The 26715-nt window shown below is 37.0% G+C and carries 22 protein-coding genes; 13 read left to right on the top strand and 9 right to left on the bottom strand.

Annotation, left to right across the window (positions count from 1 at the left end; genetic code table 11):
• Positions 1–5 precede the first annotated feature (5 nt).
• Positions 6–1025, top strand: coding sequence for an alpha/beta hydrolase (locus tag DRF59_RS09765; protein ID WP_115959143.1), 1020 nt, complete (start codon positions 6–8; stop codon positions 1023–1025).
• A 204-nt stretch (positions 1026–1229) separates the two neighbouring features.
• Positions 1230–3071 (top strand): carbon starvation CstA family protein, encoded by a 1842-nt coding sequence (locus tag DRF59_RS09760; protein WP_185144916.1) that lies wholly within the window; start codon positions 1230–1232, stop codon positions 3069–3071.
• A 62-nt stretch (positions 3072–3133) separates the two neighbouring features.
• Here DRF59_RS09760 and DRF59_RS09755 read toward each other — a convergent pair whose 3' ends face one another.
• Together DRF59_RS09755 and DRF59_RS09750 are read right to left on the bottom strand one after the other, a co-directional pair.
• Positions 3134–5878 carry a TonB-dependent receptor plug domain-containing protein gene (locus tag DRF59_RS09755; protein WP_115959141.1) on the bottom strand — a complete coding sequence of 915 codons (2745 nt, stop codon included), beginning with the start codon at positions 5876–5878 and terminating at the stop codon, positions 3134–3136.
• A gap of 215 nt (positions 5879–6093) precedes the next feature.
• Positions 6094–8424, bottom strand: coding sequence for an ATP-dependent helicase (locus DRF59_RS09750; RefSeq protein WP_115959139.1), 2331 nt, complete (start codon positions 8422–8424; stop codon positions 6094–6096).
• A gap of 249 nt (positions 8425–8673) precedes the next feature.
• Between DRF59_RS09750 and DRF59_RS09745 the strand changes: the two genes are divergently transcribed.
• The 3 genes from DRF59_RS09745 to secG all read left to right on the top strand — a co-directional run bounded on the left by DRF59_RS09745 (position 8674) and on the right by secG (position 12646).
• Complete coding sequence (locus DRF59_RS09745; RefSeq protein WP_115959137.1) at positions 8674–9987, top strand: M16 family metallopeptidase; 1314 nt, start codon at positions 8674–8676, stop codon at positions 9985–9987.
• 7 nt (positions 9988–9994) lie between these two features.
• The gene (locus DRF59_RS09740) at positions 9995–12025 is read left to right on the top strand and encodes a M16 family metallopeptidase (RefSeq protein ID WP_115959297.1); all 2031 of its coding nucleotides are present in this window, start codon (positions 9995–9997) and stop codon (positions 12023–12025) included.
• 267 nt (positions 12026–12292) lie between these two features.
• The gene (gene secG / locus DRF59_RS09735) at positions 12293–12646 is read left to right on the top strand and encodes a preprotein translocase subunit SecG (RefSeq protein WP_115959135.1); all 354 of its coding nucleotides are present in this window, start codon (positions 12293–12295) and stop codon (positions 12644–12646) included.
• A gap of 51 nt (positions 12647–12697) precedes the next feature.
• Here secG and DRF59_RS09730 read toward each other — a convergent pair whose 3' ends face one another.
• The gene (locus tag DRF59_RS09730; protein WP_115959133.1) at positions 12698–13537 is read right to left on the bottom strand and encodes a glycosyltransferase family 2 protein; all 840 of its coding nucleotides are present in this window, start codon (positions 13535–13537) and stop codon (positions 12698–12700) included.
• Positions 13533–14144, bottom strand: a complete 612-nt coding sequence (gene recR, locus DRF59_RS09725) for a recombination mediator RecR (RefSeq protein ID WP_115959131.1) — start codon at positions 14142–14144, stop codon at positions 13533–13535. The genes DRF59_RS09730 and recR overlap by 5 nt, the downstream gene beginning before the upstream one ends.
• A 230-nt stretch (positions 14145–14374) precedes the next feature.
• On the opposite strand from recR, the gene DRF59_RS09720 reads away from it, so the two are divergent.
• The 5 genes from DRF59_RS09720 (at position 14375) to DRF59_RS09700 (ending at position 19040) form a co-directional block, all read left to right on the top strand.
• Positions 14375–14980, top strand: a complete 606-nt coding sequence (locus DRF59_RS09720; RefSeq protein ID WP_115959129.1) for an LURP-one-related/scramblase family protein — start codon at positions 14375–14377, stop codon at positions 14978–14980.
• Between the two features lie 22 nt (positions 14981–15002).
• Complete coding sequence (locus DRF59_RS09715) at positions 15003–15494, top strand: hypothetical protein (RefSeq protein WP_115959127.1); 492 nt, start codon at positions 15003–15005, stop codon at positions 15492–15494.
• A 121-nt stretch (positions 15495–15615) separates the two neighbouring features.
• Positions 15616–17058, top strand: coding sequence for an aminoacyl-histidine dipeptidase (locus tag DRF59_RS09710; protein ID WP_115959125.1), 1443 nt, complete (start codon positions 15616–15618; stop codon positions 17056–17058).
• 114 nt (positions 17059–17172) lie between these two features.
• Positions 17173–17754, top strand: coding sequence for an LOG family protein (locus tag DRF59_RS09705; protein ID WP_115959123.1), 582 nt, complete (start codon positions 17173–17175; stop codon positions 17752–17754).
• A 155-nt stretch (positions 17755–17909) separates the two neighbouring features.
• Positions 17910–19040: a serine hydrolase domain-containing protein gene (locus tag DRF59_RS09700; protein WP_115959121.1), complete on the top strand. Its 1131-nt coding sequence runs from the start codon at positions 17910–17912 to the stop codon at positions 19038–19040.
• 59 nt (positions 19041–19099) lie between these two features.
• On the opposite strand, the gene DRF59_RS09695 is transcribed toward DRF59_RS09700, so the two are convergent.
• A complete protein-coding gene (locus tag DRF59_RS09695) occupies positions 19100–19429 on the bottom strand; it encodes a 2Fe-2S iron-sulfur cluster-binding family protein (RefSeq protein ID WP_002984379.1) in 330 nt (109 codons plus the stop codon).
• A 12-nt stretch (positions 19430–19441) separates the two neighbouring features.
• Positions 19442–20497 (bottom strand): NAD(P)/FAD-dependent oxidoreductase, encoded by a 1056-nt coding sequence (locus DRF59_RS09690; protein ID WP_115959119.1) that lies wholly within the window; start codon positions 20495–20497, stop codon positions 19442–19444.
• A gap of 152 nt (positions 20498–20649) precedes the next feature.
• Between DRF59_RS09690 and DRF59_RS09685 the strand changes: the two genes are divergently transcribed.
• On the top strand, positions 20650–21420 hold the full coding sequence (locus DRF59_RS09685; protein ID WP_115959117.1) for a DUF3108 domain-containing protein: 771 nt from the start codon (positions 20650–20652) through the stop codon (positions 21418–21420).
• Positions 21421–21629: 209 nt separating this feature from the next.
• On the opposite strand, the gene pheS is transcribed toward DRF59_RS09685, so the two are convergent.
• Positions 21630–22640, bottom strand: coding sequence for a phenylalanine--tRNA ligase subunit alpha (gene pheS, locus DRF59_RS09680; RefSeq protein ID WP_115959115.1), 1011 nt, complete (start codon positions 22638–22640; stop codon positions 21630–21632).
• A gap of 128 nt (positions 22641–22768) precedes the next feature.
• Complete coding sequence (locus DRF59_RS09675) at positions 22769–23428, bottom strand: YceI family protein (RefSeq protein ID WP_115959113.1); 660 nt, start codon at positions 23426–23428, stop codon at positions 22769–22771.
• 75 nt (positions 23429–23503) lie between these two features.
• Between DRF59_RS09675 and DRF59_RS09670 the strand changes: the two genes are divergently transcribed.
• On the top strand, positions 23504–24439 hold the full coding sequence (locus tag DRF59_RS09670; RefSeq protein ID WP_115959111.1) for a sulfate/molybdate ABC transporter ATP-binding protein: 936 nt from the start codon (positions 23504–23506) through the stop codon (positions 24437–24439).
• Between the two features lie 317 nt (positions 24440–24756).
• Here the strand turns inward: DRF59_RS09670 and DRF59_RS09665 are convergent, their stop codons facing one another.
• On the bottom strand, positions 24757–25101 hold the full coding sequence (locus tag DRF59_RS09665; RefSeq protein WP_115959109.1) for a zinc ribbon domain-containing protein YjdM: 345 nt from the start codon (positions 25099–25101) through the stop codon (positions 24757–24759).
• Between the two features lie 270 nt (positions 25102–25371).
• On the opposite strand from DRF59_RS09665, the gene DRF59_RS09660 reads away from it, so the two are divergent.
• A complete protein-coding gene (locus tag DRF59_RS09660; protein WP_115959107.1) occupies positions 25372–26577 on the top strand; it encodes an RsmB/NOP family class I SAM-dependent RNA methyltransferase in 1206 nt (401 codons plus the stop codon).
• The last annotated feature ends 138 nt before the right edge of the window (positions 26578–26715 follow it).

The raw sequence follows: 26715 nt of genomic DNA, 5'->3' as shown, positions 1-26715 counted from the left end.
TTACTATGAAATCAGTCAATAACATATCAGCCCACAGGTTTTTCAAAAACCTGTTTTTTATTTTGGCCTTAAGTATATTCTGCTTAAGCTTTTCTCAGAATCAGCCTGAATCAGAAGCCAGGAAGAGTCTCTTTCTTCCCGAAATAGCAACGATATCTGAAAATATTGTTTATAAAACAGGTGTGAATGGAGACGATATAGCCCTGGATATATATGTTCCGAAAAACATTACGATTGATAAATTACCGGTATTGATCTATGTGCATGGCGGCGGATGGGTAAAGGGAGACAAAACTGTACGGACAGAGAGCTATCTTGAGCCTGTCATAGAAAAGCTTATTGCCAGGCAGTACGCTATCATCAGTATTGATTACACCCTATTGAATGACAGCACTCATTTTCCGCTTCCGCTGGAAGATACCAAGGATGCAGTAAGATGGGTAAGGAAAAACGCTGAAAAGTACCAGTTTGATGTTGAAAATATAGGCCTTTTTGGTGCTTCGGCAGGAGCTCACCTCTCTCTATTGGCAGCCTATACTCCTGACCATGCATTCACGGGCAGTCCGGAACTTTCATCTTATTCTGCTAAAGTAAATTATGTAGTGGATCATTACGGACCTGCAGACCTTAACAAACTGTTCCACACCCGTGCCGGGACTGTTCCGGTTTTCATGATTGGCCTGATTTCAAAGAAAATCATCAATTTGCAGCAGAATTTAGTAAAAGGACTTTCAGGATATGACATACAAAAAGATCAGGAAAAAGTTATCAGCTACTTTAAAACCCTATCTCCTTGCAATTATGTATCCAGTGGTGTTCCCACTTTAATCATGCAGGGCAATAAAGATAAAGTGGTTCCTTTGAGCCAATCTAAAAAACTTTACAGAAAATTAAAAAGAGCCGGTGTACAGAGCTCTCTGATAATAATTGAAAATGGACAACATGGTTTTTCAACCACCGAAAAAGCAAGTCTTAATAAAATGGTTGGCCAGATGGTTGACTTCGTACTTGCTCAGAAAAAATAATATATACACATTATTAAAACAAAACCATATAATCCTAAAAATCAAAACAATATATATACAAAACACAAACTTAAATGTTAATTTGCTAAATTGATATACATATCATTATTTTTTACATTTAAAATAATTAACTTGGTCAATATTTGAATTATTACCAACAAAATACATCCAAATATAATTATTCATTAAAAAAACCAAGATGATATGGATTTTCTGAACAATATCAATGCACTTACCCTTATTTTTGTATCAATTCTTATTTTTGCCATAGCCTACCGCTTTTATGGTATTTTCATGGCCAATAAAGTCTTGCGTCTTAATGATCAGCATACTACACCTGCAGTTGAATTTGCAGATGGAAAAGATTACGTAGCCACCAACAAGAATGTACTCTTCGGGCATCATTTTGCAGCAATTGCAGCAGCAGGCCCTCTGGTAGGCCCTGTTCTTGCTGCCCAGTTCGGATATCTTCCCGGAGCCCTCTGGATTTTGATTGGCTGTGTACTTGGAGGCGGAGTACATGATATGGTGGTATTATTTGCATCCGTCAGGCATAAGGGACAAAGTCTTGCAACAATTGCATCAAAAGAAATTGGTAAAGCTACCGGTACTGTAGCGGGTTTTGCCATTTTATTTATTCTGATCCTTACTTTAGCCGGACTATCACTTGCCTGTATCAATGCGATGCATGAAGCTTCATGGTCTCTTTTTACCGTGGTCATTACAATGCCTATTGCTGTTATTATGGGACTTATCATGCGTTACAGAAAGAACAGCGTTCTATTCGCGAGTATCTTAGGAGGAATTCTTTTAATTGCCGGAATTATCGGTGGCCATAGTTTAATGCAAAATCCTTTTATGAATAAATTGTTTTCTTGGGATATCAAAACTATTTCCATTGCAATTCCATTGTATGGATTTTTAGCTTCCGTACTACCGGTCTGGCTACTTTTGGTTCCGCGTGACTATTTGTCTACTTATTTAAAGATTGGAACAATTGTTATGCTTGCTATCGGCGTTATTGTTATCCACCCTACGGTACAAATGCCGGCATTAACGGCATTTATAAACGGTGGCGGTCCTGTCATTGGCGGTCCTGTTCTTCCTTTTATTTTTATTGTAATCGCCTGTGGGGCAATTTCAGGATTTCATGCTGTTATTGCTACAGGTACCACTCCGAAAATGCTAAACAAAGAAAGGGAAATTCTTTTTGTCGGATATGGAGCAATGCTTGTAGAGGGGTTCGTCGCATTAATGGCTTTAATTGCAGCGTGTACATTAATGCCGGGTGATTATTTTGCGATCAACACGCCTAAAGAATCTTACGATGCTTTCCTCGCTGCCCATCCTTCATTACATGGAGTGGATATCGATTACTATTCTCAAAAGATAGGGATAGATCTTCATGGAAGAACCGGAGGTGCTGTATCCCTGGCTGTGGGAATGGCTCATATTTTCAATAAGATCCCATATATGGATCAGCTGACAGCTTATTGGTATAATTTTGCGATCATGTTTGAAGCGGTGTTTATTCTTACCGCTATTGATGCCGGAACCAGGGTCGGACGCTTCTTTTTACAGGAAATGCTTGGTTCTGTTGTTCCAAAGTTTAATGATAAAAACTGGGTTCCCGGGATTATTATCAGCAGCCTTCTGTTTACTTTTGCCTGGGGCTATCTGGTTTATACCGGAAATGTGAGCAGTATCTGGCCACTCTTCGGAATCAGTAACCAGTTGCTTGCCGCCTGTGGGCTGATTGTATGTACTACAATGCTTATCAGAATGAACAGAGGTAAATACGCATTATGTTCAGCCATTCCCGGAGTCTTTATGGCAGGGATCACTTTCTGGGCCGGGTACATTCAGGTAACAACAATATATATTCCCAAGGAACAATATTTACTGGCTGCTCTAGCCATAACGGCAATGGTCCTGATGCTTATCGTATTTGCCGGAGCGTTCAGAAAATGGTATCAATTGCTTCAAATTAAAAAAACAGAAATCGATTTTTATGGAGAACCGGTAAAAGAACTGGTAGAAAGGTAATCATAAAATTAAAAAACTGTTCGGGAGTCCGAACAGTTTTTTAAGTATTACCGGCTGTTATATTAAAAATTGAAATTAAGCCTTGCGAAAACGTATCTTCCGTTCTGTCCAAACTGAGAAGTTGAACGTGAATAAATGAACTGATCATTATTTGTAGAAGCAGGAAGGTTTTTCGTTGGATAAATATCAAACAAGTTATTGACACCTAAAGTTAATCCTACATTTTTAGTAAACTGATAAGCAGCCGAGATATCAGTAATGATTTTATCCCCGATCTGCTGATGTTCATTAAAATCAATGATTCCATCTCCGTTCACATCAATAATATCAGCACCTGTTACTTTTCCGAAATAAGTATTTCTCAGATAGAAGTTTGCATTTTTCCATGAAAGGGTATGCGAAAGACTGGCTTTTACTCTAGGCACTGCTTCTTCCAGGTATACTCTTGATTTTTCAGAGAAATAAATCTTTTCGAGTGCAGGAGACTGCAATAACCCTGAAGAGTGGACCGTTCCTACCTGCTTGGTTTTATTAAGGTTAATAGCAAAGTTGTTATCCAGTTTAAATCCTGAGAACCTCATATTATGTGAAATCACAACGTCTATCCCTTTTGTTTCTGTATCAATCGCATTGGTAAAGAACTGAGCACCATTTACGTTTAATTTATCATATTCTTTTTGTGCATCAGAAGGCACATCCTTTCTTAGAAACTGATCAGTAAGAATAATGCGGTTATCAATTCTTGTAAAATAACCGTCTGCAGTGAAACTAAGCCCTGCTGAAGGAATTCTGTAGGTAAATCCTACACTGGCAGATTTTGAAGTTTCCTGCTTCAGTTTAGGCATATTCAGCTGTTGTGCCAGTTGAGAATCATTACTGAAAGTTCCTACTTCCAATAGTTGATTATTAGTAAACAATGTAGATGTTACATTATAATAGATCTGGTGGATTGACGGTGCTCTGAATCCTGTAGAACCTGCGAATCTCACATTAAAATTTGGAGCGACTTTGATTCTTGATGCCAATTTATAATTGAATGTCGATCCGAAATCAGAATAGTTTTCATATCTCGCAGCTGCATCTACCAATAACCAGTTTGTAAAATTGAATTCAACATCTGCATAGGCTGCTAATGCCTGTCTGTTTTTATTCACTGCATTTTCAGGTCTGAATCCGTTAAATACCTGAGAGCCTCCCGGCAGAGGTTGTCCGAAAAAATCCGTAGCTCTCTGGCTTGGATCTCCGTTCCAGATATTTCCAAACTGATCATATGTCTGATAGGAAGCTTCTTCTCCCTGGTTAATTTTAAAATTTTCATAGCGGTGTTCTCCTCCGAAGGCTACGTTAATTCCTTCCCATACATCGTATTTTTTAGAGAAATCTAAATTGATAGTATTTTGAGAAAACCTTAAACCTCCCGCATTGAATTCATTGGGGGAAGCAAAACGCATAGAGGTGTTTCCTGTATTTTCGATGTTATATGTAAAAGAGTTTTGTCCGAAAGTATTACTAAAGTCAATATTCCAACCGTCCCATTTTCCTTTAATTCCTGCAGCTAATGAAATATCCTGGATATCAGTTCCTATCTGAGGAAGATAACCACTGGAATATAAACCGGTGAATGTTCTGCTCTGATTAGGCTTTCTGTAAAACCCTCCTGAAGTACCATGTCTCAAACTATATCCTCCAAAAGAATAAACTTTCCAGTTCTCACTTAGCGGAACTTCCATATTGATAAAAAGCTGGTGGTTATTGAGTTTGGACTGCCCGACCTGCATATTGAAGTCTTTTCTTGTCTGGCCCCTGTAAGCCAGCTCCTGATCGGTAACGTTTGTATTTAAAAGACCCTGTAAAGCTGCAATGGTATTCGCTGCCTGAATTTGATTCTGAAAATCAGAAGTAAAATAATCTACTCCCTGCGCATATTGATGGATATAATTTATAAGCTGCTGAGAATTCGGAGTAGTATTGATATTATTAAAAAGAGACGAAAGGTTAACACCATTATTCAGTGCACGCTGTTCGATTGCATTGTAAGCATTATAGATTGCTCCACTCTCGGCTCCTGCTCTTGAGGTAGAATCTCTGAACTGTGAAGACCAGGTGATATTAAAGAAACCACCCTGGGTTCCGATTTTATTTCCATAGTTCAAATCCAGCTGAATATTCTGGCCGTCAAAATCTCCGGTATGATCATTAGCTGTTGGAGTAAGGTTTCCTCCATAACTGATCTGTCCCGCCAGTTTCCCTGTATCTCTTTTCAGATCAAGGTTGATAACACCGGCAATCGCATCAGATCCATATTGTGCTGCAGCACCATCTCTCAATACTTCAATCCTGTTTAAAGCAAAGGACGGGATAGCATTCAAATCCGTACCTACTGTACCTCTTCCCGGTGTTCCGTTTACGTTCACCAATGCTGACGTATGTCTTCTTTTTCCATTCACCAGCACCAAAACCTGATCTGGTCCCAGACCTCTCAGCTGTGCAGGATCCAGGTGGTCTGTACCATCGGAATTGGTCTGAATGGTGGAAGTAAATGAAGGTGCCACAGCATTCAGGATCTGTCCTATATTGGTCTGTGGAAGGATTATGGAAGACTCCTTCACATTGAATACATCTACAGGAACCGGACTCTCCGTTTTAGACCTGGCACCTGCTCTTGAACCCAAGACTACCACTTCTTCAACGTTGTTGGTTTTTATACTGTCTTTATTTGCTTTTATGCTGTCTTTTTCCTGTCCGTAAGTAAATACACCAAGGAAAAATAAAACAGAGGCCGAAAGGATAGTTTTCTTATTTTTCATAGTTTAGAATTTGATTTACATTTATGTTTTTACAAGGTGCAAATGTAGAATATAATTATTAGTCTACAAAAAAAGTAGACTTTGATTTTCTAAAAAATATTTATAGTTTGTTTCTATCCCTTATTAAAAATACAAATTTTAAAATTGTTTTACAGATATTGTAATAAAAAAACGGGCTCAAAATTTGAGCCCGTTTACAGTATTCTATTATTTATTTAAATCTTGGTCAGCTTAGCATATTTCAGGATCAGGTTCTTCTCACCTTCATGCATAAAAACAACCTTTGCTTTGATGTTCTGAGGATCTGTACCATCCAGGAAAGTCACTTCTCCAATTCCGAAACGGTCATGTCTCACTTTATCACCTACTTCAATATCCTGAGAAGAAGCTCCGCTTGGATTGATAATTTTAGCAGTGCTTACCGGCTTAAGTTTTCTTACTTCCGGTGCTGGTTTTGAAGTATCACCTCTGTCAATCGTCTTTTTCTCAACCTTTTTGAAAGATTTTATTTCGGATGGATGTTCATCAAAAATATTGGATTTTATTCCTGAATGGTTAATGAATCGTTTTTCCATAGCAGGGTTAAGGAACTCAATATATTCATCATCAATTTCACTCAAAAATCTTGAAGGTTCAGCATCTGTTATTTTCCCCCACTGGAACCGTGAAACAGCATATGAAAAGAAAGCTTGTTTCTCCGCTCTTGTTAATGCCACATAGAATAGTCTTCTTTCTTCTTCCAGATCTTCCCGGGTAGCAGAACTCATAAAGCTTGGAAAAAGATTTTCTTCAAGACCTACCAGATGTACCACTGGGAATTCAAGACCCTTGGACAGGTGAATGGTCATTAATGAAACCATATCGTCTTCAAGATCTTTATCCTGTGTGTCGGCAGAAAGGGCTATATTTTCAAGGAAGTTGGAAAGGCTCGGATCACCATCTTCCAGCTGCATCTGCTCTTCAATAAATCCTTGCATAGAATTCATTAATTCCTGAACGTTTTCTACTCTTGAGATCCCTTCAGGTGTCTGGTCATCCTTAAGGAATTTGATCAGTCCGCTTCGTTTTGCCACCTCCATGGCAACACTGTAAGCTGTTTCAGTTTTCAGCAGCACCTGAAATGCTTTGATCATCGACCAGAAATCATTCAATTTATTAAGTACTCCGTTATTTAAGCCCAGCTGAGGGGCATATGCCGGAAGGTTGTCCAATACTTTTGAAACAGAAATATTTTGTGCATCAGCAAAAACAATCAGCTTATTCTGAGTTGTTTCTCCAATTCCCCTGGCAGGATAATTAATAATCCTCATCAGGGCCTCAGAATCATTTTCATTGATCAGGAGACGGAGATAACCAATCAAATCCTTAACTTCCTTTCTCTGATAGAAAGACAAACCTCCATATACCTTATATGGAATATTCTTACGTCTTAAAGCATCTTCAAACGCTCTGGTTTGGGAATTGGTTCTGTAAAGAATGGCAAAATCACTGTACTTTCTCTGATCACGGTTACGAAGCTCCCAGATATTCCCTGCCACAAAATTGGCTTCATCAGCATCGGAAAGGGAACGGTATATTTTTATCTTATCGCCTTCTTCATTATCACTGAAAACATTTTTCTTAAACTGCTGCAGATTCTTTGCAATAACTACATTGGCAGCATTTACAATATTCTGTGTAGACCGATAATTCTGTTCAAGGGAAACGGTTTTCGCATCCGGATAGTCCTTTTTGAAGTTCAGAATGTTATAAATATTGGCTCCCCTGAAAGAATAAATAGATTGTGCATCATCCCCTACCACACAAATATTTTCAAATTTTGAAGCCAGTGCTTTTACAATAAGGTACTGGGAATGGTTGGTATCCTGATACTCATCCACCATAATATACCTGAATCTGTCCTGATATTTTGCCAGTATCTCCGGGAAACGGGTTAACAGTTCGTTTGTTTTTAAAAGCAGATCATCAAAGTCCATTGAACCGTTTCTGAAGCATTGTTCAACATATTTCTGATAAATTTGACCGATGAACTTCATATTGGCCTTCTCATCCGCTTCTATCAGTTCGGGATTATTAAAATAAGCTTTTACAGTAATCAGGTTATTCTTATACGTAGAAATTCTTGCCTGAACTTTCTTCGGTTTATAAAGATCAGCATCGATGTTCATATCTTTTAAAACCTTTTTGATCACATTCAGTGCATCCTGCTGATCATAAATTGTAAAGTTGGAAGGATATCCCAGATAATGTGCTTCAATTCTTAGAATCCTTGCAAAAACCGAGTGAAAAGTTCCCATCCAGAGACTTCTTGCATTGCTTTCCCCTACAACTTTTGCGATACGGTCTTTCATTTCACGTGCTGCTTTATTGGTAAAGGTCAGTGCAAGGATATTGAAAGGGTCTATTCCGTTATGTATTAAGTGGGCAATACGCATCGTAAGTACACGTGTTTTCCCGGAACCAGCTCCGGCCAGCACCATCAAAGGCCCTTGTAAAGAGGTAACCGCTTCATATTGTGATTCATTGAGTCCTTTCAAATAGTCCATACTGCAAAAAATTTTGGGAACACAAAATTAACGTATTCAAAGCAGAATTCAAATTTTGATTGAAGAAGTTAGAAATCAAAAAACAGATATCAATAGATCAGAGGTTACAATTACGATATTTTTTTAATGTTTTAAACAAATAAATTTCTCTTTTCACAAAACTACTTCTGCATTTTCTGTTTTGAACCTTACTTACTCCTGTAACATTTAATTCACTTTTACTACTTATTAGAAAACAATTTCTAACTTATGAAAAAGCGACTTCTTTCTGTTGCCGCAGTAGCTTTCTTCGGAATGATGCTGAGTGCACAGCAAATCAAATTCGAAGAGTATGATCTGCCAAATGGTCTTCATGTAATTCTTCATCAGGATAATTCTGCCCCGGTAGTTACAACGGGGGTAATGTATCACGTAGGTGCAAAGGATGAAGTAAAAGGAAGAACCGGTTTTGCACATTTCTTTGAACATCTTTTATTTGAAGGAACTCCCAATATCAAAAGGGGGGACTGGTTTAAAATCGTATCTTCAAACGGCGGACAGAATAATGCCAATACCACAAACGACAGAACTTATTATTACGAAACTTTTCCATCGAACAACGAACAGCTTGGTTTGTGGATGGAAGCAGAAAGAATGCGCCATGCTGTCATCAATCAAGTTGGTGTAGATACGCAAAGAGAAGTTGTAAAGGAAGAAAAAAGACTGAGAATGGACAACCAGCCTTATGGTAATCTTTTCCCGACTATTCAGAAAAATTTATTTACGAACCATCCGTATAACTGGCCTACAATTGGTTCTATGGAAGATCTTAATGCTGCAAAACTGGAAGAGTTCCAGGCATTTTACAAAAAATTCTATGTTCCGAACAATGCTACTCTGGTAGTTGCAGGAGATATTAAACCAGAACAGACCAAAAAGTGGATTGAAGAATATTACGGAGGTATTCCTAAAGGAACTGTGTATCCGAAGGATTTTCCGAAAGAAACCCCGATTACGCAGGAAAAAGAAGTTACAGCAACAGATCCTAACATTCAGCTTCCGGCCTATGTTTTTGCGTACAGAACACCTGCAAACAAAGAAAAAGACGCATATGTATTAGACATGCTTTCTTCATATTTAAGCAATGGTAAATCTTCCGTCCTTTACAAAAAACTGGTGGATCAGGAGAAAAAAGCTCTTCAGGTAGCGGCATTCAATCAGGGGCTTGAAGATTACAGCATCTTTGCTTTCTTCGCAATTCCAATGGGACAGACGACCAAGCAGACATTACAGACAGACATTGATGCTGAAATCAAAAAACTTCAGACAACCCTGATTTCTGAAGAGGATTATCAAAAACTTCAGAATCAGTTTGAAAATCAGTTTGTCAATCAGAACTCAAGTATTCAGGGAATCGCTGCATCTCTGGCAACCAATCATGTATTGATGGGAAACACCAATCTTATCAATAAGGAAATTGATATTTACAGATCAATCAGCAGACAGGATCTGCAAAATGCAGCAAAAAAATATCTGAATCCCAATCAGAGAGTGATTATTAACTATGTTCCTGAGAAAAAATAAATTACCCATGAAAAAGCAATTCACTTATATAGCGGCCGCATTTTTATTTGCAGGAATGCTGACCGCACAAAAAACAGATCTTAATGCAATGCCAAAACCGGGACCTACTCCTGCGATCAATATTGCCCAACCCAAAACATTCCAGCTCAGCAACGGACTTACCGTAATGGTCGTTGAAAACAATAAACTTCCAAGAGTAAATGCTACTCTTTCTATGGACAGACCTCCCTATTATGAGGGAAATGTAGCAGGAGTCAGCCAGATCATGGCAGAACAGCTTGAAAATGGAACTACAAATCTGAGTAAGGATGATTTTAATAAGAAAGTAGATTTTCTGGGTGCAAATCTAAACTTTACATCCAATGGGGCTTCTGCAAACTCGCTTTCAAAATATTTCCCGGAGGTATTACATCTGATGGCCGATGCTATCGTAAATCCAAAGTTCTCTGCTGAAGAGATTCAAAACTCAAAAGAAAGAACGATTGAAGGACTGAAAGCTGATGAAAAGAATGCGTCTTCTATTGCGGCAAGGGTTTCTAATGCCTTGATGTACGGAAAAAATACTTCCAGAGGAGAATTCGAAACTGTAGAATCCATCACAAAAATCCAACTAGCAGATGTTCAGAATATTTACAACAAATACTATACTCCGGATAACGCCTATCTGGTCATTGTAGGAGATGTTAAATCTGATCAGATAAAACCTTTAATTGAAAAGGCTTTCGGAGGCTGGAAAAAGTCAAATACAAAATATGCAGCATTAGAACCGGCAACCAATCTTTCCAAAACAGAAATCAATGTAGTAGATGTTCCTTCCGCTGTACAGTCTGTTGTCTCAGTAAGCAACCTGAATACTCTTAAAATGAAGGATCCTGGGTATTTCCCTGCTACAATCGCCAATTATATTTTAGGAGGTGGCGGTGAAGCCAGGCTTTTCATGAACCTCAGAGAAAAAAACGGATTTACCTATGGGGCTTATTCAGACATGACTGCAAGCAAATATTCTCCTGAATTTTCTGCTGAAACCAGTGTAAGAAATGAAGTGACTGATAAAGCAGTTAAAGAATTAATGAATGAGCTGAATGCGATTTCTACCGTAAAACCTGAAGAGCTTGAAAATGCCAAGGCAAAACTGAAAGGGGCTTTTATTATGTCCCTTGAAAAACCGGAAACCATTGCTCGATTTGCCCTAAACCAAAAGGTTCAGGATCTTCCTTCTGATTTTTATACCAACTATTTAAAATCAATCGACAAGGTTACTGCAACAGATGTTTCCAATGCTGTAAAAGCAACCATCCTTCCGAACCAAAGCAGAATTTTCATTGCCGGTAAAGCATCAGATATCTCTGAAGGGCTTGAAAAGCTGGGCTATCCGGTAAAATATTTTGATAAAGAGGCAAATCCTGTGGCAAAACCAACGGTCCAGAAAGTTGATGCAAATATAACGATCTCTTCAATTGCAGATAAATACATCAATGCCATCGGAGGTTTGTCAGCCGTTCAGAAAGTAACCTCCATTACCACTGACGCAACCACCAAAGTGCAGGGAATGGATATGACCATGAAACTGATTCAGGCAAAAGGCGGAAAAATGGCAATGGACATGAAAATGATGGGAAACACCATTCAAAAAATTATTTTCGATGGTAAAGACGGCTATATCGAAGCGCAGGGTAAAAAAATGCCTTTAAGTGACAAACAGAAAGCTTCTATGGCAGAGCCGGAACTTTTTCCTGAATTAACCTTCGCAAAATCTGCTGATTTTAAACTAGCCGGGATTGAAAAATATAATAATGAGGACTCTTATGTAGTAAAAGGAGCCAAGCAGACTTATTATTACAGTGTAAAAACCGGGTTAAAAACCGGAGAACTGAAAACGGGTGAAGGAGGGGTTATCCCTACAAGCTTTGCTGATTATAAAGATGTTTCAGGAGTAAAACTTCCATTTACGATTATTCAGAACATGGGAGGAATGGAAATCAATATGACTGTACAGTCTTATCTCCTTAACCAGGCCAAAGATTCTGATTTCAAATAGTAGTAACCACTATCCATATCAAGAAACGACAGCTGAGTTGGCTGTCGTTTTTTGTTTCTATAATTAAATTGTCATAACCTCAGCAGCGAGAAATAAGAAAAAATAAAATTTCCACATATTCTCATTACCATAAACCAGAGTCTGTTTTAAGCCTCAATTATTATCTGATTCAGAAACTTTTGTATTTCATTTATATTTACCGGCATCTTTTTTTGTCATTCGGTAAAAAAAAGTTAAATTTGCCCATTCAAAAAGATATCAGAATAAATGGATACTATATTTATACTATTAATGGTTCTTATTATGATTGCCAGTGTTTTATTGGTAATTATCGTTATGGCTCAAAATCCAAAAGGAGGAGGTCTTTCCAGTACATTCGGGGGAGCATCTTCTGCTCAGTTTGGGGTACAGAGAACCAATGATTTCATGGAAAAAGCTACATGGACACTAGGTGGAACAATCATTGTACTTATTCTTTTAAGTGTTGTGATTACAGGTAAGCCTTCACAGGCAGCTCCGGTTCAGCAGCAGCCTGCTAAAAAGGAAGCTCCTGCCAAACAGTCAACACCAGCTTCATCTACAACTACAGCTCCGGTTCAGACACCTACACCGGCTAAATAAAAAAGACTATTATTTTTAGATAAAAAAAGCAACTCGGTTCGAGTTGCTTTTTTATTTTAACCTGATCTTTTCAATCTGGTGGCGGAGCTTTAATCCAGCCTTTAAAAATGAATATTGCAAAGGCTTTTCTTCCTTATAATATTTATCAATAAAGATTTGCATTGCTCCGTAAAACCGGTTAAGATATACATCATCTTTAATGGTACTTTCTCCTTTATGATGAAGAATTGAAGCTTTACCGTAATAATAGTTTGTATAGCCATTTTTCAGCAGTGTATAGCATAGGTCGATATCTTCCCCATACATAAAATAAGATTCATCCAAACCGCCAACATTTTCATAAACCTCTTTTTTTATCAGTAAAAAAGCTCCCGTAATAACATCTACCTGCCGGATATCAGTTTCCCTAATATCATTTCTGTAATAAGATTTTGAGTTGTTTTTCTTAAAATTAACAAACAACTTTTCAAAAGAGTTAAACATATCCGGTACCGAGCGCTTACTTTCCGGTAAAAAACAGCCACGGGCATCATGCATCCGAACTCCCATACATCCGAAATCAGCATGTGAATCTGAAAAATCCAGCAGATCTTTCATATAATTACCCTCCAGCTCTGTATCAGGATTCAGAAGTAGAATATACTGTCCGGCAGCGGTTTTTACAGCCTGATTATTTGCTTTGGAAAAGCCTCCATTAACTTCAGAAGAGAGAAAACGTACAGCCGGAAATTCCGGGATAAGATTTCTCCATGAAGTATCCGTAGAAGCATTATCCATCACAATTACTTCATACTCTACTTCTTTTATATACCTCTGTATAGATAAAAGACAGTTTTTAAGCAATTGGGTGACATTATAATTAACAATAATAACGGACAGCTTCATATTAATCTCTTTCGTTGTATGGCAATCTGTTAATAATAGATCTTCCTAAAGAAATTTCATCGGCATATTCCAATTCATCCCCTACTGAAATTCCTCGTGCAATACTTGAAAACTTTATATTGAAATTTTTAAATTTCTTATAGATATAATAGGCTGTTGTATCTCCTTCCATCGTGGCACTTAAAGCAAATATGAATTCTTTTACTTTTCCTTCATTCAGTTTTTTTTCAATACTGGGAATATTCAGCTGACCCGGTCCCACTCCCTCCATAGGAGAGATTTTACCTCCAAGTATCAGGTATTTACCTGTATATTTACCCGTATTTTCTATGGCAATAACATCCCTTACATCCTCTACAATGCAAACCAGCTCACTATTTCTTTTCTCATTACTGCATATCTCGCAAATATCAAAGTCAGAAAAATTGTGACACTCTTTACAATATTTAATTTCGTTAACAAGATTAATCAGGGAATTTCCCAGGCTCAATGCTCTGGAATTAGGTTGTCTCAATAAATGTAATGCTAATCTTAAAGCTGTTTTTCGTCCGATTCCCGGTAATCCCGAAATCTCATCCACAGCCTTTGCCAAAACTTTACTTGGGTAGTCCATAAATACAAAAATAAGGATTAAAGTTGATAATTTATAGTGAATTATCAATTCACTTCGGTTGTGAATTTTTACACAATAATCATTGACTATTGACTTTGCGTAGCAAAAAATTGGCTATTGACCATCAGAGCAATGTCCCATTATGAGATTTTAAGTTTATCCTCCTATCTCAGAACTCTAAAAAATCCTCTATATTTGCGGCTGAATTAAATATGAAAAAATAAACTGACATGGTACTTAACAATCTTAATTATCCTCTGGATTTCAAATTCAAAATCACTACATTAGCAAGTGATTTCAACATTACCGATAAAAATGGGAATTATGTAGCGTATGTGCGCCAGAAAATGTTCAAATTAAAGGAAGATGTTGTTGTATTCAATGATGAAACCAAATCCAGGGAACTTTTCAGGATCAGAGCAAATAAATGGATTGATTTTAATGCTTCATATTCTTTGAATGACCTTATAGATAATAAAAATTTCGGCAGACTGGCAAGAAAAGGAATGCGTTCTATCTGGAAGGCAAGCTATGATATTCTGGATGCCAATGATCAACCGAAATTTAAGGTTCAGGAAGACAGCGCATGGGTAAGATTCTGGGACAGTTTCGTTGGGGAACTTCCAATCATAGGAATGTTTACCGGATACTTCCTTAATCCATCTTATACAGTAACAGGTATTGATGGCAAAGCTTATTTTAAACTGAAAAAGATGCCGTCATTCTTTGGAAGAAGATTTCAGTTAGATAGACTGATTGATATTGATGATGAGGAAGAGAGTTTAGTGATCCTTTCCTTATTAATGATGACTCTTCTGGAAAGAGCAAGAGGCTAAAAAATAGAAAAACCACAAACAAATGAAATACTTAATCATTATCTTTTCTGCATTTCTTTTAATCGCCTGTAAAAAGGAAAAAGAAACAGTTGTAAGTTCCGATCCTTCAGATTCTTTACAGATTGTTAAAGATTCTGCTGATACACCCATTTCTTCAGGAAAAATTTTAGTTGAAACTATTCCGTTTCCAAAAGAAATTAAAGAATGTTCATGTTATTTTGCCACAAGCAAAGCTGATTTTGAGACCGAAAAATATATCTATGCTGATGACGCCGGAAAAACAGCCTATATGAAGCTTGATGGTAAAAGGCTGGCTTTAAATCTTATTTCTTCGAGCGATATGGAAGTAGATGAGGAGCTGACAAAAGAGATAGAGAATAATGATTACAAAATTTCTGTAAAAGGAAAGAAAATAAAAAATGAAGAAGCCCTTCTATTTGAAGGTACACTTACTATTGAAAAGCCGGATGGGACTGTCTTTACTACTCCGGTCTATGGAGAATGCGGATGCTAATAAAAAAAGTGTAAAATGTAAAGTAGACCCTGTATTCTTTATCTTTTTACTATTCATAAAAAATGCTTCTGTACCCTACAGAAGCATTTTTATTTCGTAAATTTGAGAAAAATAAATTTCAATGGAATTATCTAATATAGAACCGCAAATAATCTGGAAAAATTTTTCCAAACTAAATGCAGTTCCGAGACCATCAAAAAAGGAAGAAAAAGTAATTGCTTTCATCAAAGAATTTGGTGAAAATCTGGGACTGGCAACCAGCGTGGATGAGGTAGGAAATGTCATTATTAAGAAACCAGCCACGGAAGGAATGGAAAACCGTAAATCTATTGTTTTACAATCCCATCTGGATATGGTTTGCCAGAAAAACAATGATGTCAATTTTGATTTTGAAACAGAAGGGATCAAAATGGAAGTGGATGGTGACTGGGTAAAAGCGAAAGGAACAACCCTGGGGGCCGACAATGGCTTAGGAGTTGCCACGATTATGTCTATTCTTGAGAGTTCAGATATTCCACATCCTGCTTTAGAAGCATTATTCACCATTGATGAAGAGACCGGAATGACAGGTGCTTTAGGATTAAAACCAGGACAGCTGACAGGAGATATTTTATTAAACCTTGATACTGAAGAAGACGATGAGATTGATATAGGATGCGCAGGAGGTGTGGATGTTACAATCACTCAAAATTATACAATTGAGCCCCCAAAAGGTCAAATAGTCAGAATTGAAGTAAAAGGATTGCAGGGTGGACATTCTGGTATGGATATCCATAAAGGATTCGGAAACTCAAATATTATTTTGGGAAGGCTTCTTTACAATGGATTGGAAAACCAAAATATTGAATTGATCTCTATAGACGGAGGCGGCCTAAGAAATGCTATCCCGAGGGAAGCTGTAGCAGTTATCTCCGTAAGGAATGCTCAGGAATTTATAGAAAATGCAACTGTTCTTAAAAAAGAAATTTTAGAAGAGTTTACTTCTGTAGAACCTGGCATCCAGATCAGCATTGAAAGCTCTACAGCATCAGAAAAAGCAGTTTCAGAAACAGATTCGAGAAAAATAATCCTTACGCTTAAATCTCTTCATAACGGCGTATACAGAATGAGCCCTGATGTTGCAAACCTTGTGGAAGCATCCAATAACGTGGCAAGGGTTGAATTAAAATCTGGAGAACTTAAAATTTTAAACCTTACAAGATCATCCGTAGAATCTTCAAAATATTCTGTTGCTGAACAACTTAAATCTGTAGCAGAGCTGGCTGGAATGAATGTTGAATTCAGTGGTTCTTACCCGGGATGGAAGCCGAAGCCAGGTTCCGAGATTGTGCAGCTGATGGAAAAGATTTATACTGAAAAATTCAGTGAAAAACCCCATGTAGTAGCTTGTCATGCGGGATTAGAATGTGGTATTATCGGAGCTAATTATCCTGATATGGAAATGGTAAGCTTCGGGCCAACCATCAGAGGCGCACACTCTCCTGATGAAAAAGCAAATATTCCGTCTGCACAGAAATTCTGGAGCTTCCTGAAAGATATTTTAGCGAATATTCCCCAGAAGTAAAAGATTAAAAATAATTATATTTAATATCCAAAGTCATATGATTTTGGATATTTTTAGTTTATTTGATTTTTAAAAGCTACTTAGTCAGAGTAAGAATCTTCTATTTTATATAATATGAAAAGTATAACGGTATTTTGCGGCTCAAGTTTCGGTTCGCAGGACATTTACAAAGAACAGGCATTTCTCCTTGGACAGACATTAGCTAAACAGGATATACAACTCATTTATGGAGGGGCAGATGTTGGCCTGATGGGAACCATAGCAGACGGTGCATTGGCTGAAGGAGGTAAGGTCATTGGTGTCCTTCCCTACTTTTTACAATCCAAAGAAATAGCCCATAAAAATCTTACTGAGCTTATCCTTGTGGAAACCATGCATGAGAGAAAAACCAAAATGAATGATCTCTGCAATGGTGTTATTGTTCTTCCCGGCGGTTACGGTACATTGGAAGAATTTTTCGAGATGATTACATGGGCACAGCTTGGACTTCATAAAAAGCCCATCGGAGTGCTGAATATTGACGGATTTTATGATGATCTGATTAAGCTGGTTCAGACCATGGTGGATAAAGGGTTTTTAAAACAGGTAAACAGAGATATGCTGCTGATCAGCAATACCATTGAAGAGCTGTTGGAAAAAATGAAAAATTATCAAGCACCTACGGTTGGAAAGTGGATTTCTAAGGAAAAGATTTAATCAGAAAAGAGGTATTCAAATATCTCTTTTTTTTATGGGAAAAACCCGGATAAAAGAGTAATTTTATCTGATATTCAATACCATAGCAGATAATAACATTGAATACCAGAAAAGACGTTTTAAAATCCATCGAAAGCATCACAATAACCCAATATATGAAAACAATTACAAACTTTTTTTGTCTGCCATTATTTCTCAGCTTCTTTTGGAGCTTCTCACAGCATCAAAATCTCACACCAGCCGTAAATATTAAAACAGATAATCCTCTAAAAACAGAACTTGATCTGGAAATAGAAAAATATGTAAAAAAATACTACGAAGATCCCAAAGCTGTAGGCCTTTCTATTGGAATTACAGTAAGAGGTAAAGATTATTATTATAATTACGGACAATTGGAATACGGAAAGCAAATTCTCCCCAATAATAAAACTATTTATGAAATAGGTTCTATAACCAAAACTTTTACAGGAATTCTCACCGCTCAGGCTATTGTAGATAAGAAAATAGGCATTGAAGACGATATCCGGAAGTATTTGTCTGATAATTATCCTAATTTACAATATAACAGTAAACCTATTAAAATAGTAAACCTGGCCAATCATACTTCAAGAATTACAAGAATTTTTCCTAATCTTTATGAGAGACAGGAGTATATAGAACTTAACCCATTCAGCAATTATTCTAAAAAAATGTTCTACGAAGGATTGAAAAATATGAAAATGGACACGCTGCCAGGAGTAAAATACACATATTCTAATATGGCAGTCAATTTATTAGGCTATATTCTTGAGGATGTCTACCATGAAAGCTATTTTTCACTGGTCAGAAAATATATTCTGAAGCCCCTCCAAATGAACAACACAACGGTAAGTCTTGCAAATGCTGACAAAAATAATATTGCCAAAGCTCATAACAGCAACAGAGAGGTAACACCTTATTGGGATTTCCCGGAATTGGTAGGCACGGGAGAATTAAGGTCGAATACCAGTGACATGATTAAATACATCAAAGGGAATATTGCCGAAGACCAATTGAATATTTCCTTATCCCATAAATATACATTTGAAGGTGAAGAAGGCTCTCTTGGACTTAATTGGTTCTTTCATACCACTAAAAACGGAAATACAATGTACGAACATACCGGTGGAACAGGTGGGTCTAGAAGCTCTCTGGAATTTTTCCCGGAACTTCAATCAGGATTTATTATATTGACCAACAGTCTTGCTAACAGAAAAATTTTAGAAAAAGAACTGTCTGCACTTGTTGAAAAAATATCTTCAAAATAAAAACAAAACCCGTTCAAATAGCTCGAACGGGTTTCTTATTAAGATTAAAAAATATTTTTCTAAGGATAAGGAGCAATTTCCACCTCAAGTCCCTCCATCTCGTCTGCGATATGTAACTGGCATCCTAAACGACTGTTATCTTTCACATGGAAAGCTTCTGCAAGCATGGCATCTTCTTCATCACCCATGGGCTCAAGACCAGGATCATTGATCACATATACCTGACATGAAGCACACATGGCCATTCCTCCACATACTCCAATAGTTCCTTCCTCAGCCAATTCATATGAACGAATAATTTCCATAAGGTTCATGGACATATCCGTAGGCGCTACAACATCGTGGGTTACCCCTTCTCTGTCGGTGATTTTAATATTAATATCTGACATAATTCTGCAAAATTAGTCAATTTTTTTCACAACGGCCTTCTCTGCTTCTTTACGGCTTCCGTCAAACCCGTCTACCCCACTTACCGTAGTATATTTCAATACGAATTTTTTACCCGGATTCAGTCTGTTGTAAACGCTTTGGCACATCAGGGTAGCCTCGTGGAAACCACAAAGAATTAATTTCAGCTTTCCCGGATAAGTATTAATATCTCCAATAGCATATACTCCATCAATATTTGTCTGATAATCAAGAGCATTGTTTACAACAATTGCGTTCTTCTCAATTTCAAGCCCCCAGTTTCCGATATCCCCTAATTTTGGTGTCAGCCCAAATAAAGGGATGAAGTAATCTGTTTCAATATCATAAGCTTCTTCACCATCTTTTTCTACCGTAATCGCTTCTACTTTTCCGTCACCTTTAATTGCTGTAACTTCAGCTGGAGTAATTAACTTGATTTTTCCCTGATTTTTCAGATCCTGAACCTTTTCTACAGAATCCAAAGCTCCTCTGAATTCATTTCTTCTGTGGATCAAAGTAACTTCACTTGCTACATTGGCAAGGAAAATACTCCAGTCCAGTGCAGAATCTCCTCCTCCGGCAATTACCACTCTTTTGTTTCTGAAATGCTCAGGTTCTTTTACAAAATATTCAAGACCTTTCTCTTCATAGTCTGCAATATTTTCAATAGTTGGTTTTCTTGGCTCAAAAGTTCCGAGTCCTCCTGCAATAGCAACTGCTTTTGCCCTGTGAACAGTCCCTTTATTGGTAATTACCTCAAACCATTCATCATCTACTTTATTTAAAGTAACTGCAGTTTCACCTAAGGTAAACCCGGGCTGGAACTGTTTAATCTGTTCCATTAAATTATCAACCAGTTCCCCAGCATTCACTGAAGGGTAACCCGGAATATCGAAAATAGGTTTTTTAGGATAAAGTTCAGCCAATTGCCCTCCCGGCTGCGGAAGTGCATCAATAATATGGCACTTCATTTTCAATAGACCTGCTTCAAAAACTGCAAAAAGGCCTGTAGGTCCTGCTCCTATGATCAATATATCTGTGGTTATCATAATGTTTAGATAATTTAATTATACTTGTAACTGCAAATTTACTAATTTTAATGCGAAGCATATTTAATTGATTCTAAATAAAAACCTGAGATTTGTCAAATATCTAACTTTTAAGATTTTAAATTTGGCAATATATTTGTAAATGTCATACCATGAAGAAAATTTTAATCATTTTTGCAGTATTCCTGTTCTCTCTAGGGTCAGCTCAAATCAGCAATATTGCAGATGGTGAATCAATCACTTTCAGGATCCATTATGGCTTTCTGAATGCGGGCACCGCCAATCTTACCACTCAAAAAACCAATTATAAAGGTGTACCTCACCTGTATGCAAAAGGTACCGGACAAACTACGGGAGCGGTAAAAGCCTTTTTTAAAGTTGAAGATTTATACGAAAGCTTCATTAGTACAGAAACGGGTCTTCCCAGCTTTTATGTAAGGAATGTCCGTGAAGGAAGCTATCGCCAGCACTTTGAAACCGTTTTCAATCATGACAATAATACCTTAATACTAACTGATAAAAAGACTCCTGCAAATGGTTCCAAAGTTTTAAAATCAGTAAAAGGGGTTCAGGATATGCTTTCATGCTTCTACTATTTAAGAAGCAAATCACCTGACGAATTAAAAGTAGGAACCATCATTAATATGAATGTATGGATTGATGACGAAATGTTTCCTTTTCAGCTCAGAGTTGCCGGAACAGAAAACCTGAAAACCAAGTTCGGAACAATCAACTGCCTGAAAATCATCCCTTCTGTAAAAAGCGGACGGGTATTTAAAGAAAAAGAAGGTGTAACCATGTGGGTATCGAATGATGCCAACCATATTCCGATGCTGTTAAAAGCCGAGCTTGCTGTGGGTTCATTGAAAGCCAGCATTGATAGTTATAAGAATGTCAAATATCCTTTAAAGTTTACGAAATAACTTGTATTCGTATTCTAAACATAGTCATAATGCCTGTAGTATTCCTACAGGCATCTTTTTATGAATGTAATACATACTGGATTTAAATTGTCTTTATTATAGTACCGGAAAAGACACGTGTAAATTTCAATAATCAGTTTTTAATTACGTTTTGTTTCTTAGGTCAGTAATTAAAAACAAAACCTCCGGGAAATCCGGAGGTTTATTTTTTATAAAGATTTAAATTGTTCTAGTGTTCTGATGTCGTTTTCAAAGAACATTCTGATATCACTCATCTGGTAAAGGAGCATTGTAATTCTTTCAATTCCCATTCCGAACGCATATCCTGAATATTTTTCAGCATCAATATTTACGTTTTTAAGCACCGCAGGGTCTACCATTCCACAACCCATAATTTCCAGCCAGCCTGTTCCTTTTGTGATTCTGTAATCTGTTTCAGAGTTTAATCCCCAATATACATCAATCTCAGCGCTTGGCTCAGTGAATGGGAAATAAGACGGTCTCATTCTGATCTTAGATTTGCCAAATAATTCTGTTGTAAAGAACTGAATAGTCTGCTTTAAATCAGCAAAACTTACATTCTCATCAATGTATAATCCTTCAATCTGGTGGAAAATACAATGAGAACGTGAAGAAATAGCCTCATTTCTGAATACTCTGCCGGGAGATAATATTCTGATCGGCGGTTGATTTTCTTCCATATAACGTGTCTGCACGGAAGAAGTATGTGTTCTTAAAAGAATATCCGGATTTTGCTCAATGAAGAAAGTATCCTGCATGTCTCTTGCCGGATGATATTCCGGGAGGTTCAATGCCGTAAAATTATGCCAGTCATCTTCAATCTCGGGACCATCTGCTACGGCAAAGCCAATAGATTTGAAAATGTCAATAATCCTGTTCTTTACCAGATTAATCGGGTGTCTTGAGCCTAATTCCAGTGGAAAAGCAGGTCTTGTAAGATCTTCTTTTTCTATAACAACAGAAGATTCAGAAGCATTTTTCAAATCTTCTAATTTTACAGCAACAGCCTGCTTCAAAGAGTTAATTTTCTGCCCGAACTCTTTCTTCTGGTCATTAGGAACTTCTTTAAATTTTTCAAAAAAATCATTCAGAACCCCTTTCTTACCGTTGTATTTAATCCGGAAGTTTTCTATCTCTTCTTTCGATGTAGTATTAAAGCTGTTTACTTCAATCAGTAGTTCTTCTATCTTTTCTATCATTATTTTACCCTTTCAAAATGTTTTGCAAAAATACGGTTTTTAAGTTTAATAATTAATTGATAGATAAAAAAATCTGCCTCTTTTTCGGGAGGCAGACTTCAATCACTTATTTCACTTAAATAAAAAAATTATTTCTTTTCTAAAGCTTTAACGCTGATCTGAAGAGTAACCTCATCTTTAATCACCCCATTTTCAGCAGGAGCCTGGAACTTCACTCCAAACTCTTCTCTCTTAATATCTTTTGGCTCAGTTGCAACACTTACCTCCCCTTCTTTCACCGATACATTGGCTTTAAACTGGACAGGCTTCGTAATACCTTTGATGGTTAAATTTCCATCTAAAAGCGTATTGTAGTCGCCTTCTGTTGCAGGGGTAACTTTTGTAATTTCGTACGAAGCAGTAGGGAATTTTTCTACTTCAAAGAAATCACCACTCTTAAGGTGGCCATTTAATTTTGCTAAATCTTCCGGACTGTCTTTCAGGTCTTCAGAGGTCAGAGAGTTCATATCAGCAACGAATTTACCGCTTTCAAGTTTTCCGTCTTTTACTGTAACATCACCACTTTCAAATCTAATGGTCCCGAAATGGCTTGTATTCTCAGTTTTAAATACCTTATATCCTTTCCATTCAACTTTACTGTTTAGTGTATCCAAAGTATACTGACTTCCCTCTTTGGTAGTTGTTACTTCATTACTTTCACTGGTAAGCGGTTTGTCTTTTTTACAAGAAATGACAACAGCAGCAGCAAATAAAGCAGGAATAGCTAACGAAAACAGTTTTTTTCTCATTTTTGATATATTTTTATTACTCCTGCTAATATAATAAAAAAAATTGTGTTTTCATAAAAACCTTACATTTGTAATATGCTACTAGAAATAAACAACCTATTTTTTTCTCATACCAAGGATAAACCTTTGTTTCAAAACCTTAATTTAAAATTTGAGGCTAATAAAATCATTGCTCTTGCAGGGGAAAGCGGATGCGGAAAATCAACACTCCTAAGTTTGATCTACGGACTGCTCGATTGGGAAAGCGGCGAGATTATATTTAATAAAACAGCACTTCTGGGACCCAAAGGGAATCTTGTTCCCGGAGAATCTGACATGAAATTTGTAGCTCAGAATTTTGATCTGATGCCCTACGCTACAGTTGCTGAAAATGTGGGAAAATTTATTTCCAATATCAATTTAAAAGAAAAGAAAGAAACGGTAATGGAACTTCTGGAAGTAGTAGGACTTCAGGAATTTGCCCATATACTTCCCAAATATTTAAGTGGCGGACAACAGCAGAGAGTTGCCATAGCCAGAGCTCTTTCTGTATTGCCTAAACTTCTTATCCTGGATGAGCCGTTCAGCAACCTTGATTTTCCAAGAAAAATAGAACTTCGCGAAAGGCTGTTCCGGTATGTAAAACAACAGGGTATATCTTTAATTATTTCTACTCATGAACTTCAGGATGTCATGCCCTGGCTGGATCAGATTATTATTTTACAAGACGGAAGACTGATTCAGAACGATAGTCCGGAAGAAACTTACCGCCGGCCTTACAATCCTTATGTAGCCAGATTGTTTGGAGAGGTTACTATTTTCAGTGAAACAGAAACTGCTGAATTCGGTTTGTCAAAATTTGCCTGTTATCCTAACGAAATAAAAGTTTCAGAAAGTGGCATTAATGCAGAAGTTTTAGAAAGCAGATTTGCCGGAAGCTATTATTGGAATAAGATTAAGGCAAAAAGTAAAGAAATGATAATGTATACTGATAAAAAACTCGAAGGTTCTGTTGTGATTTCATTTATTTAGACAAACCATAAAGAAAAGAGGAATCTACCGAATAACCTTTTAATAGTTTTATTTTTACTGTTTCATTCATAAAAAATATAACTAATACATTTTCTTATACTTATCAACAATTTGTGGATAAAAAAAATACAAACATAAGAAGCCGTTATAAAACTTTTTCTTACATTTGTATCTCCACAGCATAAGGAAATTTTTGGTTAATTCTCTTTCTGCCTTCCGGACGGACATTAGCGATCCCGCAATTAAGTCTTATGAAAGATTACACTGTCCAATTTTTTCCTTTTTTTATTTCCGGATGATAAAGATCATCTCTTACATTATGCTTTCTTAACGAATTCTGACTTTAATGCCATTGCCCCAAAACCATCTATTTTGCAATCAATATTATGATCACTTCCCGGTCTTAAACGGATATTTTTTACTTTAGTACCTGCTTTCACCGGCTTTGGCGCTCCTTTAACAGGAAGATCTTTAATAACAACCACTGAGTCTCCGTCCTGGAGCTCATTGCCGTTAGAATCCAAAATCTTTCCCTCGTTAGCCACTTCTGCAGCAGCTTCTTCAGGGTTCCATTCGTAGAAACACTGGGAACATACCATCATATTATCACTTGGATAGGTAAACTCCGAACTGCATTTCGGACAAAGTATTGTATCACTCATATTTTATTTTTTGCAAAGGTAGAGCTTTTTAAGATATAGAACCAAGTATCTGAAAGAGAATGGTGAATTATTCCGGATAAAATATCGGAATAAACCCGGTCTAAAGTCATTATTATCAGCTCCGAATGGTGAATAATTATACACCTGCTGAATGATTAATAAATTAACTGCAATTCCTCCTCATTCATTCTGTTCTTAAACCGCCGGCCCTTAACAACAAACTCTCAACTATAATTCGTATTTTTGCAGATTCAAACAGCAGAAGCAATTATGGAACTTATTCACAGAAACTTAGCGATCGGAATTCACGATGCTTTACAAGAAACATTTTTCGAGAAAAATAAATACGCTGATAAAGTAATCGAAAGACTTTTAAAAGCTAATAAAAAATGGGGAAGCCAGGACAGAGCAGTTGTTTCTGAGATTTTCTACAATATTATCCGTTGGAAGAAACGCCTTGAGTATTATATGGGCGAAGGTGTAAAACCCAACAATATTTATAAACTGATCATAGCATACCTCCTTTGGAGCAAAACCAACTATAAAAAATTTGAAGAGTTTGACGGAATCAAAATTGCCGATATTCTGACCAAACTAAAAAAAAATACAGTTCCGACGAAAGCCATTGAACATTCTATTCCTGACTGGCTGGCTGAAACACTGGAAAAAGAACTGGGAGCCAACTGGGAAAAAGAAATGACCGCTTTAAATGAGCAGGCTCCTACCGTACTGAGAACAAACACCTTAAAAACAACAACTAAAGAACTTATTTCTGATCTTTCTGATGAAGGTGTGGTTTCGTTTCCTATCAAAAACTACCCGGATGCGGTACAGTTGGAAGAAAAAAAGAATGTTTTCCTTACAACAGCTTTCAAAGAAGGCTTATTTGAAGTTCAGGACGCTTCTTCACAAAAAATAGGATATTTCCTTGATGTAAAAGAAGGACAGCGGGTTGTGGATGCATGTGCCGGCGCAGGTGGAAAAACCCTTCATCTGGCAGCATTGATGAAAAACAAAGGTCAGATTGTGGCATTGGATATTTTTGACTGGAAACTGGCAGAATTGAAACGCCGGGCTAAAAGAGCCGGAGCCCATAATATTGAAACGCGTATGATCTCTGATAATAAAGTCATCAAACGTCTTCATGAAAAGGCAGACCGGTTATTAATTGATGCCCCTTGCTCCGGTTTAGGTGTTCTAAAAAGAAACCCTGACAGTAAATGGAAAATCGACCAGGAATTCATTGACAGAATAAAAAAAGAACAACAGCAAATTCTTCAGGACTATTCCAAAATGCTGAAAAAAGGAGGAAAAATGGTCTATGCAACCTGTTCCATCCTTCCGTCTGAAAACAATGGGCAGGTGGAAGAATTTTTAAAGAATAACCCGGGATTCAAATTGATTAAAGATGAAAAAGTAATGCCAAGCGAAGGCTATGACGGATTCTATATGGCTTTAATTGAGAGAGTCTCTTAATCTTCCCGGAATATAAGTATAAAACTACTCTTTCAGAGTAGTTTTTTTTATTACCCCGGTTTATCTATTCCTGTAACAAGCCGGAACTATTATTTCTATAAGATTAAACTGTTTTGATGCTGTGGAAAGTTTAGAATA

Origin of the sequence: Chryseobacterium flavum, assembly GCF_003385595.1 — a bacterium.
In the GTDB taxonomy this organism is placed as follows: domain Bacteria; phylum Bacteroidota; class Bacteroidia; order Flavobacteriales; family Weeksellaceae; genus Chryseobacterium; species Chryseobacterium flavum.
Note: the sequence above shows the minus strand (reverse complement) of the source record. Positions and strands in the feature narration are given on the sequence as shown.